This window comes from Vibrio sp. TRT 29B02, from assembly GCF_050113655.1.
Taxonomy (GTDB): domain Bacteria; phylum Pseudomonadota; class Gammaproteobacteria; order Enterobacterales; family Vibrionaceae; genus Vibrio.
In genome coordinates this window covers 58,470-72,594 of sequence record NZ_JBNJOJ010000015.1, presented here as the reverse complement: position 1 = coordinate 72,594, position 14,125 = coordinate 58,470, and the positions used below count along the sequence as shown (strand labels likewise).

13 protein-coding genes and 1 pseudogene are annotated in these 14,125 nt (G+C 45.0%); all 14 read right to left on the bottom strand.

The annotated features are described in order from the left end of the window. Nucleotides 1–58: 58 nt before the first annotated feature. The gene (locus ACQEXT_RS11155) at nt 59–1,525 is read right to left on the bottom strand and encodes a sigma-54 dependent transcriptional regulator (protein ID WP_426952054.1); all 1,467 of its coding nucleotides are present in this window, start codon (nt 1,523–1,525) and stop codon (nt 59–61) included. 271 nt (nt 1,526–1,796) lie between these two features. Then, nucleotides 1,797–2,207 (bottom strand): flagellar export chaperone FliS, encoded by a 411-nt coding sequence (gene fliS / locus ACQEXT_RS11150; RefSeq protein ID WP_138973737.1) that lies wholly within the window; start codon nt 2,205–2,207, stop codon nt 1,797–1,799. A gap of 16 nt (nt 2,208–2,223) precedes the next feature. Next, on the bottom strand, nt 2,224–2,547 hold the full coding sequence (locus ACQEXT_RS11145) for a flagellar protein FliT (RefSeq protein ID WP_426952053.1): 324 nt from the start codon (nt 2,545–2,547) through the stop codon (nt 2,224–2,226). Then, nucleotides 2,534–4,555: a flagellar filament capping protein FliD gene (fliD, locus tag ACQEXT_RS11140; protein WP_138973735.1), complete on the bottom strand. Its 2,022-nt coding sequence runs from the start codon at nt 4,553–4,555 to the stop codon at nt 2,534–2,536. Before fliD ends, ACQEXT_RS11145 begins: the two co-directional genes overlap by 14 nt. A gap of 19 nt (nt 4,556–4,574) precedes the next feature. Continuing rightward, nucleotides 4,575–5,003: a flagellar protein FlaG gene (flaG, locus tag ACQEXT_RS11135; protein WP_138973734.1), complete on the bottom strand. Its 429-nt coding sequence runs from the start codon at nt 5,001–5,003 to the stop codon at nt 4,575–4,577. Nucleotides 5,004–5,074: 71 nt separating this feature from the next. After that, nucleotides 5,075–6,208: a flagellin gene (locus ACQEXT_RS11130; RefSeq protein ID WP_331416432.1), complete on the bottom strand. Its 1,134-nt coding sequence runs from the start codon at nt 6,206–6,208 to the stop codon at nt 5,075–5,077. A gap of 227 nt (nt 6,209–6,435) precedes the next feature. Further along, the gene (locus ACQEXT_RS11125) at nt 6,436–7,569 is read right to left on the bottom strand and encodes a flagellin (RefSeq protein ID WP_426952050.1); all 1,134 of its coding nucleotides are present in this window, start codon (nt 7,567–7,569) and stop codon (nt 6,436–6,438) included. Nucleotides 7,570–7,820: 251 nt separating this feature from the next. Continuing rightward, complete coding sequence (locus ACQEXT_RS11120) at nt 7,821–8,954, bottom strand: flagellin (RefSeq protein ID WP_331427361.1); 1,134 nt, start codon at nt 8,952–8,954, stop codon at nt 7,821–7,823. 128 nt (nt 8,955–9,082) lie between these two features. Next, nucleotides 9,083–9,517, bottom strand: a pseudogene (gene tnpA, locus ACQEXT_RS11115) (IS200/IS605 family transposase). A 179-nt stretch (nt 9,518–9,696) separates the two neighbouring features. Beyond that, nucleotides 9,697–10,599: a Dyp-type peroxidase gene (locus ACQEXT_RS11110; RefSeq protein WP_426952048.1), complete on the bottom strand. Its 903-nt coding sequence runs from the start codon at nt 10,597–10,599 to the stop codon at nt 9,697–9,699. 82 nt (nt 10,600–10,681) lie between these two features. Then, nucleotides 10,682–11,140: a DUF2919 domain-containing protein gene (locus ACQEXT_RS11105; RefSeq protein WP_426952047.1), complete on the bottom strand. Its 459-nt coding sequence runs from the start codon at nt 11,138–11,140 to the stop codon at nt 10,682–10,684. Between the two features lie 108 nt (nt 11,141–11,248). Beyond that, nucleotides 11,249–11,662, bottom strand: coding sequence for a heme lyase NrfEFG subunit NrfF (gene nrfF, locus ACQEXT_RS11100; protein ID WP_426952046.1), 414 nt, complete (start codon nt 11,660–11,662; stop codon nt 11,249–11,251). A gap of 53 nt (nt 11,663–11,715) precedes the next feature. Further along, nucleotides 11,716–12,252 (bottom strand): DsbE family thiol:disulfide interchange protein, encoded by a 537-nt coding sequence (locus ACQEXT_RS11095; RefSeq protein ID WP_426952044.1) that lies wholly within the window; start codon nt 12,250–12,252, stop codon nt 11,716–11,718. Then, nucleotides 12,230–14,125, bottom strand: coding sequence for a heme lyase CcmF/NrfE family subunit (locus ACQEXT_RS11090; RefSeq protein ID WP_426952043.1), 1,896 nt, complete (start codon nt 14,123–14,125; stop codon nt 12,230–12,232). Before ACQEXT_RS11090 ends, ACQEXT_RS11095 begins: the two co-directional genes overlap by 23 nt.

The following is a 14,125-nucleotide window of genomic DNA, read 5'->3' as shown; positions in this document are numbered from 1 at the left end:
ATATTTTTCAACACCTTAATGTCAGGTCGAAAATTTGACAGTCAATAGTTAAACGTTACTAACGCTGTAGATTGTACTTTCTCATTTTCTCAACCAAAGTCGTGCGACGCATGCCGAGCATATCCGCAGCTCGTGCCACCACACCACCTTGTGCTTCTAACGCTTGGTTAATCATATTAACTTCAAGATCTGCAAGCATCTCTTTCAAGTTCACACCTTCTGGCGGTAAACTTTGTGGCGCGTTTTCGTGGTCATGGAATAAGTCATTGGATTCAAAGCTAAAATCTTCAGCAAAGATATCCTGTAACGCATCGCGTTCTAGCTCTTCAACCGAATCCATCTTGTTGTACTCTGGCTGGAACTCTGGAATATCGCTGTATCGATATTTAGTTGGTAAATGATTCACATCAACCAGACTATTTGGATAGAGGATAATCATACGTTCAACCAGATTCGCCAATTCGCGTACGTTACCTGGCCACTCATGTTCCATTAGTGAATTAATCGAACGAGGCGTAAAGCAGATAGGCTGAGCACCTTCAGACTCCATTCGAGTCATCAACTCTTGCAACAACAGCGGAATGTCATCTTTTCTGTCGCGTAACGCTGGCATCTCAATAGGGAAAACATTGAGTCGGTAGTAGAGGTCTTCACGGAAAGACTCATCATTGATCATCGTATCGAGATCACGATGAGTTGCAGCAATAACGCGCACATCCACACGAATTGTCGTGTTACCGCCAACGCGCTCGAAACAACGCTCTTGAAGTACACGTAACAGCTTAACCTGCATAGGCATTGGCATATCGCCAATTTCATCCAAAAACAGGGTTCCGCCTTCAGCAAGTTCAAAACGGCCTTTACGTGATGTAATCGCCCCCGTAAATGCCCCTTTCTCATGACCGAATAATTCGCTTTCCAATAAGTCTGGCGGAATAGCACCACAGTTAATCGGTACAAATGGTCCGTTTCTACGTGCTGAATGGTAATGAATATTGCGCGCCACCACCTCTTTGCCAGTACCAGACTCACCGAGGATCAATACGTTGGCTTCAGTCCCTGAGACTTGCTCGATAAGGTGTCTAACCTCTTTGATGCCATGACTTTGGCCGACCAAACTGCGGAAAAGTGTATTTTTACGTGACGAAGAAGGTACATTAACCCCTTTACGACCAAGAAAATCTTTACAGTGGCGCAGGGCTTCACTTAATTGCGGATAATTTAGGGGATACTCCAGATCGCCGACATAATTTGTCAGATCTTCTACTGGATAGGAATGCTTTCCTGCAATCAGCAACGGTATATGGTTGGCCTTGGATAGCTTGTCACTCAGCTTGGTAGATAACTTTTTGTCGTTAAGAGAACCTAGAATACAGCCGGCCCACACTTGTGACCAATCCAGATCATCGAGTTGATCAGAACTGATGGCCTCACACTGTTCTCCAACAAATTCTAAAATATTACTTAGATTGATACGTGCTTGCACATCATCTTCAATCACAAGTAGTTTCGCTAAACCTTGCATAGGTGAGATTGTTTGCCTTTATTGTAAAACGTTGTGGCTGGATAATTATTTCTAACGCCATTTGTAACTATAGATCAGATACATCAGACAATTGACAAATATCAGCAACAAAAAAAGCCACTGGTCCGTTAGTGGCTTCTATTCTATTTGATAAAAAAAATAAGGCAACCAAGCAATTACTTGATGTGACGTTCAGCCAAAAGCTAATAAGTCATATTATTTCATTCATCACACATTTCTATACAAAACGTATGCAAACATTCGCTTAACGCTAGATTCCGACGTCACCCGCGGTAAGGTTGTGATATTCGTTTGGAATCTGATCCCATGCGGACTTAATTTCTCTTATGATTTCAATCACATCATCAATCGGCTGTGGATCATTGCGATGATTCGCATCTGTAATCTGAGTGATCATAAACTCATAGAGCTGATCTAAGTTTTGAGCAATGTCCCCACCGTCATCCATAGAAAGACAGCTACGCAGGCTGATAATAATGTCCAGCGCTTTACCTAGGCGCTCGCCTTTGACAGGAATATTGCCCGCTTGCATCGCCGCTTTGCCTTGAATCAAACGTTCAATAGCGCCAGCCATTAGCATTTGAACAATTTTATGCGGGGAGGCCGCACTGAGCTGGCTATCAACCGATACCTTCTTGTAAGCCTGTAGTGAACCACGCATAACAACCCTCTTAAATTTATAAAAATTTTTGATACTGCTGAACTGATCGTTTACCGTGACGATACTTTTGCAGCGCCACACCTAGTTCAGCAGTTTTACTACTCATTAACTCTACAACAGTTTGCGTTCTTTCAACCGCGTCGTGCCACTGTTGTAACTTGGCAAGTTCTGGAGACGAATGAATCGCTGCCAATAAACTTTGCAATATCTGTTCCCTTGTATCGACCAGCTTAACGATTTCTTCAGTCGATAGTTCAATCGCTGTAAGGGCTTCACTAATTATTTGATCAACTTCACATAATTCATTGAGACGTTGCTCAAAGTCTCTATCCGAGGGCATTCATCATCCCCGCTAATTGAGACTGCATCTTACTGGTCGCATCTTGCATTGCCGTAAATTTGGCGTGAGTGCGTTTTTCCAAGTTATCCATTCGACGGTCAAGTGCCGCTTGGTCATCTTGTAGTCGGTAAGTACGCTCAACCATACTGCGCTCGCGGTTACGAATCGAACCAGTAACGCCTGTCAGACCTTGAATCGCATCCTCAACTTTCTTAGCGAATCCCTGATTACCGCCAAAAAATTCTTCGAGCTTATTAAAGTTATTGTTCAACTGACGATCTAACATATCGTAGTTGATTTCCAAATTACCCTGTCTGGTCGTCGTAATACCAAATTCGGTAAGGGTTTTTAAATCCTCTGGGGCAGGCTCGACACGTGAAGAGAATACGGCTTTCAAACGCGAATCTGCACTGCGCACAATGCTGTCGCCGGCCAGCGGCCCTGCCATTCCAGTGCGAGGATCAACACCCGATAACTCCTTCGTCACTTGATAGAACTGATTGTAAGCAGCGACGAACTGTTCAATATCTTCACGTACGCCTTGTCGGTCATACTCAATATCGATTTCGGAAATCGGCTTACCTTTTTCAGTTCGCCCTTTTAGAGTCAGGTCAACACCATCAATTGCATCTTCAATAATGTTGTTGTTGCTGGAAAGTTGAGCAACGCCATCAAGTAACACTTTTGCATCTTGCGCAGACTGTACTTCCGTCATACCACGATAAGTATCAAATGAACGTTGCGCTGCCTCGAGATCGGCTTGTGCTTGATCGATACGCTCAAGGTACTCACGCTCTTCCTGCGGCAACTTGGCGCGTTCCATCTGTTTTGCTTGTTCAGGCGTCAACTCACCAGAAGCAACACGCTGAGCCAGTGCAGACTGTTCATCGGCCACTTTTTTCTCTATACGGGCTTTTTCTGCATCCAGTTTAGCTTGCGCTTCTTTGGGTGTGACGTACGAATCCGTTAGGGTTCCTGATGCCGTGTTTGACCAGCCTGGTACGTCTGGCGCTTTCTCTTTCGCTTTCGCATCTAGTTGAGGTTCTGGTTCCCAGTAAGAATCGAGCAAAGTGCCCGAAGCGGTTTCACTCCAACCAGGAATACGCTCTTCTGGTTTAAGATACTTGTTTGCCTCAATCCCCGCATTTGCTGCCGCTGTCGTTGCAGCTTTAGACATTTCATTATCGGGCGTGGCCTCTTTGGCTGCGTTGGGATCTGCATTAATTGCCGCTTGCTTTGTAGTATCGGCAATCTCTTGATCGACAAGTTTTGCCGCGTCGATGATTTTTTGAGCGACTTTATCGGCAACTTTTTTCTCTGCAGGGGTGAGAGGGGCAATCAATTCCTGAGCCGCAGCACGTGCGCGTTCAAGATCTTTGACTCGTTGCTCTAGCGTTTTGTATTCGAGTTGTTTGAGCGAGTTACCCGGCTGGGCATCCACTTGCATTGAGATTTCATTGTCGCCACCGGATACGTTCGAGGCAACAATAAGACGGGGACCATCGACATCGTTAATGATTGCCGCACGGACACCTGGATTAGATTTACTGCCGTTGATACCGCGAACGATATCAACGAGCTTAGAATTCTCTTGTACATCAATAGAGAATTTTTTTTCACCCAGTGAAATCTGCAACTTGCCCGGTCCAAATTTCGCATCTTCTGGCAAAACATCAGACGCAATTTTGTGACTTTGGGCAAGTTGCAACACATCGATAGCATATCGACCAGCGATAGCATCAGTGGTTGCCGTCGCGGATACAACAGTGTCGTCTGTTGACGCCACTGTTCTTGCGGCGAAAGCTTTCTCTTGACGAAAGCTCGCCATCAAGTTTTTCATCGTATCCAGCGACTCTCTGAGCCGGCCATAAGCACTGATACTGGAATCAATTTGGGTCCGCTCACTGTCGATACGTTGCTGTTTAGGAACACGCTCCGAATCCACAATTTTGCTGACCATAGAATTGATATCCATGCCAGAATTCATGCCTATAGGGCCAAAACTCATTCACTCACCTCAAGTACGATTACACCGTTTGGTTAACAAGTCCCGATGAATATCGGGCCGTCTGTTCCCTTAGGCGTCGTAAGATCTCTAACATTTCCTCATCGGGTATCTGACGAATAATATCACCAGTATCCGCTTCATATATCGTTACAACATCTCTACCGGACTCTTCGTCCACCCTAAAGGATAAGCCCTTATTGATAGATGATATGAAATCATTCATCTGCTCAACAATCCTTTCACGCTCCGCCCTGTTTAGCTTCTCCCTCTCTTGCGAGGCTTCGATGGCTTTTTCAACAGTTTGAGACGCTTTTTCGCTTACCTCAGTTGTAGAGACCTGCTCCTTTCGCGAGGAAACTTGCTGTACACCATCGTACTTAGAAGCAAGTTTAGTGCCACTTTCTGAGCCATAAGGCTGGATGTTCGATGTGTAGGATGGTATTTCCATAACGATCTCCCTTCCACCTTAGCAGGTCACAACATAATGTTGTACCAATAAGCTCCTGTCGAACCTATCGATTAACCTAATAAGCTAAGTGCTGCCGACGGGGACTGCTTAGCTTGCGCTAGGACAGATGTACTCGCTTGCTGAAGAATTTGCGATTTAGTCATCGCAGTAGTTTCTCTCGCATAGTCTGTATCAACAATCCGGCTACGAGAAGCATTAACGTTCTCATTGATGTTGTCTAGGTTACTGATCGCGTGTCCAAAACGGTTCTGGAATGCACCCAGTTCAGCACGTTGGCTGTCAACCGTTTTCAAAGCGCCATCAATAACAGAAACAGCAAGCTGAGAACCTGCTACTGAAGTAACGTCAACATCGGCAACTGTTCTCTCTTGAGCAGCACCGAAACCGATTTCTGAACCTAAACCACCACCGATAGTGACATCTGTAGCAACCTTATTCGAAGCAGCAAACAGTTGTAGTTTACCTTCTTCACCTACCGAAGCTTTTACATCTTCACTCTGACCATTAATGTATGTTGCCAACTGCTCCATATCGTCGCCAGCTTTAGCATTAATCGTGAGCTCTTTTGCCTCACCATGTACATCAGTATAGCCTAGGGTAAGATCAGTCGCTCCTGAAGAGACGGTCCAATCCGATGCTTTGCCATCTTGAGCAATGTACGCTTTACCACCCATATCTATGGTGTCAGAACGCATATTCCCCATCGATAGTTGAACAGCTTCACCTGAGCTCGCACCAATTTGGAAAGATTGACTGCCGAATGTACCGTTAAGCAGTTTATTACCACCAAAAGAGGTCGTTTCTGCAATTCGGTTTAATTCGTCGTTAAGAGCGGTTACTTCTTCTTGAATAGCAATACGCTCTGAACGAGAGTTAGAACCATTCGAAGATTGAAGTGCCAAATCACGCATACGTTGCAGAATGTTGGTTGTCTCATTCATCGCACCTTCAGCTGTCTGTGCAATAGAGATACCGTCATTAGCATTTTTTACGGCCATGTCTAAGCCACGGCTTTGCGAGTTCAAGCGGTTTGAGATTTGTAGTCCAGCAGCATCATCACGGGCACTGTTAATTTTGTACCCCGAAGATAGACGCTCCATCGATTTCTGCATGCCATCAGTCGCACCATTAAGGTAGCGCTGAGCAGTCATCGCAGACACGTTCGTGTTTACGTTAATTGCCATATTTGATCTCCTTAGGCATTAGGGCGATGTATCTCAGCGTCTCTCACCTCGCTTTGATACATCTCATTTCTCTCAATCCTTTAACGGCCCACTAAAAAATACCTTTAGTAATAAATTTCGCTTTTTTTTAATTTTTAACGCACGGCGTAATATTTACTTTAGAGATCAATGAGTTAGTAGAAACAAAAAAATCCAGCCGAAGCTGGATTTTTTGATCAAGGTCTCAATTAACCTAGTAGGCTTAGTGCCGAGTTTGGCGCCTGTTTTGCTTGTGCAAGGATAGAACTTGAAGCTTGAGACAGAATTTGAGTCTTGGTTAGTGCAGTTGTCTCTTTCGCGAAGTCTGTATCTTTGATACGGCTCTTAGACGCATTCACGTTTTCGTTGATGTTGTCTAAGTTGTTAATCGCGTGGTTGAAACGGTTTTGGAACGCACCAAGTTCTGCACGGTGGCTATCTACGTATTTCAGGGCTGCATCAACAATCGCTACAGATTCTTGCGCGCCACCTACAGATGTTACGTCAATAGTATCAACAGTTACTGCTTTGCCTTCACCCATGCTTAGTTCACCCGCTAGACCGCCAGAAAAGCTTACTGCGCCTTCAACTTTGTTGTTACCAGCGAACACTTGTAACTGACCATCTTCGTTTACTGACGCTTTAATCATGTCAGTTTGACCGTTGATGTAAGTCGCTAGCTCTTCGATGTCGTCGCCAGCTTTAGCAGAAATGTTGATTGTCTGCTCAGCACCGTCTTTTTCAGTCAGTGTGATTGTTAGGTCATTAGCACCCGCTTGAACAGTCCAATCTTTATCCTTGCTGTTCGCCGCTTGGTAGCTAGTACCGCCCATGCCGATGTTGTCACTGCGCATGTCGTTCAGAGTTAGCATTACTGCTTCACCGTTGTCAGCACCGATTTGGAATGACTTAGTCGCGTAAGTGCCGTTTAGTAGCTTGTTACCACCGAATGAAGTGGTTTCAGCGATACGATTTAGTTCATCGTTAAGTGCTGTTACTTCTTCTTGAATTGCAACACGCTCTGATTTCGAGTTTGAACCGTTCGCAGATTGTAGCGATAGGTCACGCATACGTTGCAGGATGTTCGTTGTCTCGTTCATCGCACCTTCAGCCGTTTGTGCGATAGAGATACCGTCGTTAGCGTTACGTACTGCAACATCAAGACCACGGCTTTGAACGTTTAAGCGGTTCGAAATTTGTAGACCCGCTGCGTCGTCTTTAGCGCTGTTGATCTTTGAGCCAGATGACAAACGCTCCATTGAAACTTGTTGTGCGTTGTTTGCGCTGTTTAGGTAACGCTGTGCTGTCATTGCTGCTACGTTAGTGTTTACATTCACTGCCATGGTGATTTCTCCGTTTGATTTTCCGATGTATCCGGTTTCCGACGTCTCGGAAAACCAAAGTTTGTAGTTCTCTCAAAAGTTACTTTTATTAACGGCGCGGTTTCGAAAACCTTGAGTATTTTTTTGGTTTTTTCTTAAAAAAAATACATTTGGCAATAAAAACGTGACTAAGAGATAAAAAGAGTAAAAAAAGTCATTTTTTCGCTAAAGCTTCATTTAGGTCTGTCGATAATATTCTCTTTTTTTGAGAATCAGCCTAGTAGCGTCAGCGCCAAGTTTGGCTGCTGTTTAGCTTGAGCCAGTATTGACGTACTGACTTGTTGTAAAATCTGTTGCTTGACCATTTGAGTTGTCTCTTTCGCGTAGTCAGTATCTTTTATTCGGCTATTGGAAGCCGATAGATTCTCGTTGACGTTGGAAAGATTATTAATCGCATGGTTGAAACGGTTCTGCATGGCACCGAGTTCGGCACGGTGACTATCAACATACTTTAAAGCGGTATCAATAATCGATACCGCGCGTTGGGCACCGCCTGCTTGTGAGATATCAATATTATCAACCGCTTCATAACCAGCCAGATTCATGCTGAGTTGGTTTGCCAAGCTGCCTGAGAAAGAAACGGTTCCTGAAGTTTGCTTACCTGCCATAAAGATTTGCAGTTGGCCTTCTTCATTGACTGACGCGGAGACTTTATCGGTTTGCCCATTGATATAAGTGGCAAGTTCCTCGATATCATCACCCACTTTAGCGGTAATATTGATGGTCTCTTGCTTACCTTGAGCATTGGTGTATTGCATTACCAATTTATTGTTGCCCTGAGCCACTTGCCAGTTACTGTCTGCTTTACCTGCTGCGATGTAACTGAAGCCACCCATGTCCAAACTGTCTGAACGCATGTTTTTGAGTGAAACTTGTACCGCTTCACCTGAACTGGCACCAATTTGAAAAGAAGAAGACGAAAACGAACCATTGAGTAATTTTCGACCACCAAAAGAGGTGGTTTCGGCGATTCTGTTCAATTCATCGTTTAAAGCGCTCATTTCCTCTTGCAAGGCATCTCGCTCAGCTCGACTGTTTGAACCATTCGCAGATTGAAGGGAGAGGTCACGCATACGCTGAAGCAAGTTGGTGGTTTCGTTCATCGCACCTTCTGCTGTCTGCATAATCGAAATACCGTCATTGGCATTACGCATAGCGACATCTAACCCTCTCATCTGTGACTCAAGGCGATTGGAAATCTGCAACCCTGCTGCATCATCTTTAGCGCTATTAATACGATTCCCTGAAGAGAGTCTCTCCAGAGATTGATTCAGCAGATCGGTCGCCTTCGACAAGTGTCGTTGCGCTGTCATTGCCGAGACGTTCGTATTCACCGTGATTGTCATAAAGTTGCGTTGTCCTCTTTCTGGTTACTCTCTTTATCGGCAATCTGAGGTTTTCTTTAACAAAAAAGTAAATTACCACCTTCTAAAGAAGGTGGCTTTGTGTGAGCCCCCTAAAAGGGGGCCTTTGTTTAGTCCAGCGCTAATTGTTGCTGTTCCACGCGCTCTTTCTTCTCCTGATGTCTTACATAACGTCGAATGATTTCTTCATTAATTCATACACTATCGACAAAATAGCCCCTTTGCCAAAAGTGATTACCCCAAAGCTTATTTTTCCTCAAATATGGAAACTTACTGAAGAGCTTTAAGGCTATTTTGCCTTTCAATACGCCCATCAACTTGGATATTGATAGCTTGGGTGGAACCTTTACGACTAAGTGCACGTGGTCAACTTGGACGTTCAGCTCAACAACTTCGCATCCAAGTTGATTACAGTAAACATTTATACACCGATAAACTTCTTTGCCTACATTGTTCTTCAAGATCCTAAATCTGTATTTTGGCGTCCACACTATGTGATATTGACATCTCCAAAATACGTGGGAAGCTTGATTGTATCTACTCATGTTATTTGTCCTCTTTGACTTCGCTAAAAATCAAGGGAGCATTTAACATGGGTAGAACTACAGGCAAAGCCTCACTGAATGATAACCACCTACTGAAGTAGGTGGTTTAGGGCTGAAAATAAAAAGCCGAACCCTTGGGTTCGGCTTTAACTGATTAACTAATAACGGCTTACGCCTGACTACTTTAACTTGAGATCTGCCAGCATTTGAGCTGAAGGAGCAAAGAAGTAAGCACCTGTCACGGCATGAGTAAAGCGCAGCAGTTGGTCTGTTTTGCCATCCGTTACGCCATACATACTTTCTAGCATAGCTTTGAAGTTGTGTAAGGTGTTGCAGTAGGCAATAAATAGCAATCCATGCTCACCAGAAACACTACCGTATGGCAAGCTGTGGCGAACAATTTTAAGCCCTTTGCCTTCTTCTTTGATATCGACACGACCAACGTGTGATGCCACTGGCACATCATCTAACTCAACGGAGTCAGGCTTAGTTCTGCCAATCACCTTCTCTTGTGCCGACACATTGAGGCGGTTCCACGAAGGAAGGTTATGGATAAAGCGCTGCACCATTACGTAACTACCACCCGCAAACTCACCTTGTGGAATGATAGCCACTTCTTCTCGCTGAGCCTGTTTCGGGTTTTCGGTTCCATCAACGAACTCGGTCATATCACGAGAATCTAGATAGCGGTAACCGTAGGTCTCATCAACAACCGAAACCTGTTCAGACACTTCAGCGAAGAACTTACGAAGTAGGTAAAAATGCAGATCATGACGGTTTGAGTGACAATGAATCAACACATCAACGTCTGAGCTTGGTGCGACGACATCCCCTTCACCTAGTTGTGGGAAATCGATCAGTTCCGCTGGCATGGCAACATCTAGCTTGCTCCAGAACGCTTTAGTGAAACCAATGGAAAGTGTCAGTTCCGCACCAGGTTGCTGGTCGTTAAGCTGTTCAACCAATGCTGGGAGCGCTTTTAACTGCTCTAAAACGTGTTGTGGATTTTGAGTCACCTTGAGCAAGGTGTATTGTGCGAATGGTCCAGCTTCAGGAAGGATAGCACTTTGAGGGTATGACATTTTTATTTCCTCACTAATATTTTTTGCTCAGTGTATTTCGTTTTGATTTCAATATATTGACAACGATCATCGCTTCGAACGATCACCGTGTAGCAGGGTTGTGAAAGCAGTCTCTTACACTACGGCTTTTCGCTACGTAGAGAATAAACCATAGCAGGAGTAGCATCACGGCACCATTAGCCCAGCTGAAGGCCCCGTGAGTGAGGTAGACGTGATAGAACGTTTGTGCCAACTGCGCACTTGCTGTCACCAAAGTCACACTTTTTCCCCATGAGACGATTTGGTTGACCCAACTCCGCTCTGGACTACGTAAGCTAATCATCCACATCAGGGCTATGCTAGGAACACCCATCGCAAGTCCGAGATAAAGCATGCTGTGATCAGGATAAACGATGGATAGAATCTTACTGCCACTGTCACGGCTGGCTCCGGCTACCACAAATACCACCCAAGCCTTGGCCATAAACAACCAGCCTAACCAAAGAAGTCTTGGGGCTTTGAGAAAACCGTGTTGGTCATATTGTTCGATTGCGTAACGCACTGATATCTAACTACTGCTATAAATACAAACTCCACTCTATACCAATGAGCAGAATTTTCTATCAGTAAATTGTCATCTTTACTCGTCGTCTTACACCAGAGCTTCGTTTTAACTCTCACCACTCGCTGATGAACGGCGGACACGTATCATAGATACAACGAGAAATAGAACCAGCAATAGGACTGGCGCAAGCCACAAGAGTGCGTTCGACCAACTGAATGATGGTTTATATAAAACAAACTCACCGTACCGGGCGGTCATAAAGTTCACTACTTCCTGCTCACTCTCGCCTTGGTTGATTTTTTGAAACACAATCAGCCTTAAATCTTTGGCAATTGGCGAATTAGACTCTACCAAATTCTGATTCTGACACTGTGGACAGCGCAGTGATTTCGCTAGCTCAATGGCGGTCTTTTGCAATTGAGGTGTCTTAAACTCAAACAGCTCAACCTGAACATTTTGCTCATGAGTCGCTGCTACAAAAAAGGCTTGCTCTTGCGCAGACGCATGAAAACTCAGCATTGAGCACAACGTTAAACATAACAGACGAAATAGTGGCAGATACCGAACGGGCATTAACTGTTACTCTGATCGAAATAAGGGGAAAAATGTTTGCGCCAAGCTTGTTCGCTTAATAGTCCGGAATGCTTGTAAACAATCTCACCGCGGCGTGTGACGAGGTACGTCTCTGGTGTGCCTATCACACCAAGATCCAAGGATAACTTTCCCTTTGGATCAAAAATAACATCAGTGTATGGATTGCCGAGTTGAGCCAGATAGTTAACGGCTCCCGAACGATTGTCTCGATAGTTAAGCCCAACAATCGGTACACCTTGCTTTTGCAACTGATTGAGATAGTCATGTTCTTGACGACATATCCCACACCATGAAGCCCAGACATTCACCAGTTGATATTCGTCACTAAACAGCTCAGGACTCTGTTTGATTTGTTCACTGATTAACAGTTCCACTGGCATACTGGGAAACGCACGTACAACAGGGCTGGTTTGTGAGCCAAGCTGTTGCGAGTTTAGCCCCGCGATAAGAAAGCCGATAAAACCAACTAAAACTGCAATGAATACGGCGATTTTATGCCTGCTTGATAACGCCATGTACTGCCTCTTTGCGTCTTAGAGATAACAGTGGGAAAACCGCCCCCAACATTGCCACCAAAGCCCCACCCCATATCCAACCAATGTAAGCTTTGTACTGAATTTTCACCGCATAGGCGCGAGAATCTACTTTGCTACCGAGCGTAACATAGTAGTCGCCATACCAAAAAGATCGAATAGCGGGCTCACTCATATTCATTACGCGCACGGGATAATGGCGACGCTCCGGAATCAAATCGAAGCTGTTGTCCTGATTAGAAAAGCGCAACCATGCTTGCTCCGCCGTATAATTGGGGCCAATAGCCCAACGAGTCTCAATGTAATCAACCTTCCAATCGGAAAATGTTATTGATGAACCATCCGCCATCTTAAAACTCGCTTGATAGGAGTGCTCGGCATTCATGACCGCGCCGACCGCACTTATCGCAAGTCCGATATGGGCAAGTACCATAAATAGGCTGCGAGATTGTTGCAGCCAAAAAAGCACATGACTCAATACGACCCAAACGCCAAGTCCCCATATAATAAACAGTAAAGGTGAAGGTTGATCGACCTGCACCCAATACGCCACACAGCCAACCAACATTGCCCCGGTCAGCATTAACAGCAACTGAGTAACAGAGTAGTAGGCACCATGATGCCATTTCAAAAGCGGAACAAAACCCATGAGCAACAATGCAATGACCGTCAGTGGGAGAAATAAAGTATTAAAATAAGGTGCACCTACCGAAACGGAACCTAAGCCAGTCAACTCATAAATCATTGGGTAAAAGGTGCCGAGAAACACGGTGAAACTTGCGACAGCTAACAACCCTACCGAGGCAGTAGCCAAGTAACTACGACTGAATATCGCTTTGATAGTTTTGCTTTTGACCACCTCGCCGCGTTCAAACAGCAGTGAGAATGAGCAAATTAATGTCACGGCCAAAATAGCCAGTAAAGCGATACCTTTACTCGGATCGACAGCGAATGCATGAACAGACGTCAGTACACCAGAACGAACAATAAAGGTTCCGAGGATACTGAGACTAAAAGTGATAAGCGCAAGAATCAAGGCGGCACGTTTCTGCTGCTCATAACGACGCGCCGCTAACATAGCATGGAGCAATCCAGTCCCAGTTAACCATGGCAGTAGAGAGGCATTTTCGACGGGATCCCAGAACCACCAGCCGCCCCACCCCAATTCGTTATAAGCCCACCAAGAGCCGACCACAATGCCAAGGGTTAAAAATGCCCACGCCGAGATAAGCCAAGGTTTTGCCAACTCAACCCAGTTTTGGAAAAAGCTTGGCTGCATCAAAGCGGCAAGCGCAAACGCTAGAACCGTCGAAAATCCGATATAGCCTAAATAGAGCAAAGGAGGATGAAAAATAAGCCCAACATCTTGCAGCATTGGGTTTAAATCTCGGCCCTGTTCAAGCCAGTTCTCCGCATAGCTAAATGGGTTAGACGCTATCAGAGTAAACCAACCAAAAGCGGCAACAAACAACCCCATAATCCACAGTACATCCTGTAAATACGCATGGGGTGCAGAACGAATAAATGAAATACAGCCAGCCCATACCGCTAGGGTGAACACCCAGAACAGCATTGACCCTTCATGACCACCCCAAACCGCCGCAACCTTGAAAAACTGCGGGAGCGCGGTATTTGAGTGAGACGCAACATACTGAAACTGAAACTGGTCGCTAATAAATAAGTAAGCTAACAAAACAAGGCTCAATGACGCAGCCACGCCATTGAACCTTGCAAGGAATGATAAAGAGAGTGTGTTGCCATGGCGAAGCCACTTTTGCAATGCATATTGAACACTAGCTGCCGTACTGGCAAGCGTTACCAAAACCAGTGCCAAATGGCCCAACTCTCCTACCAT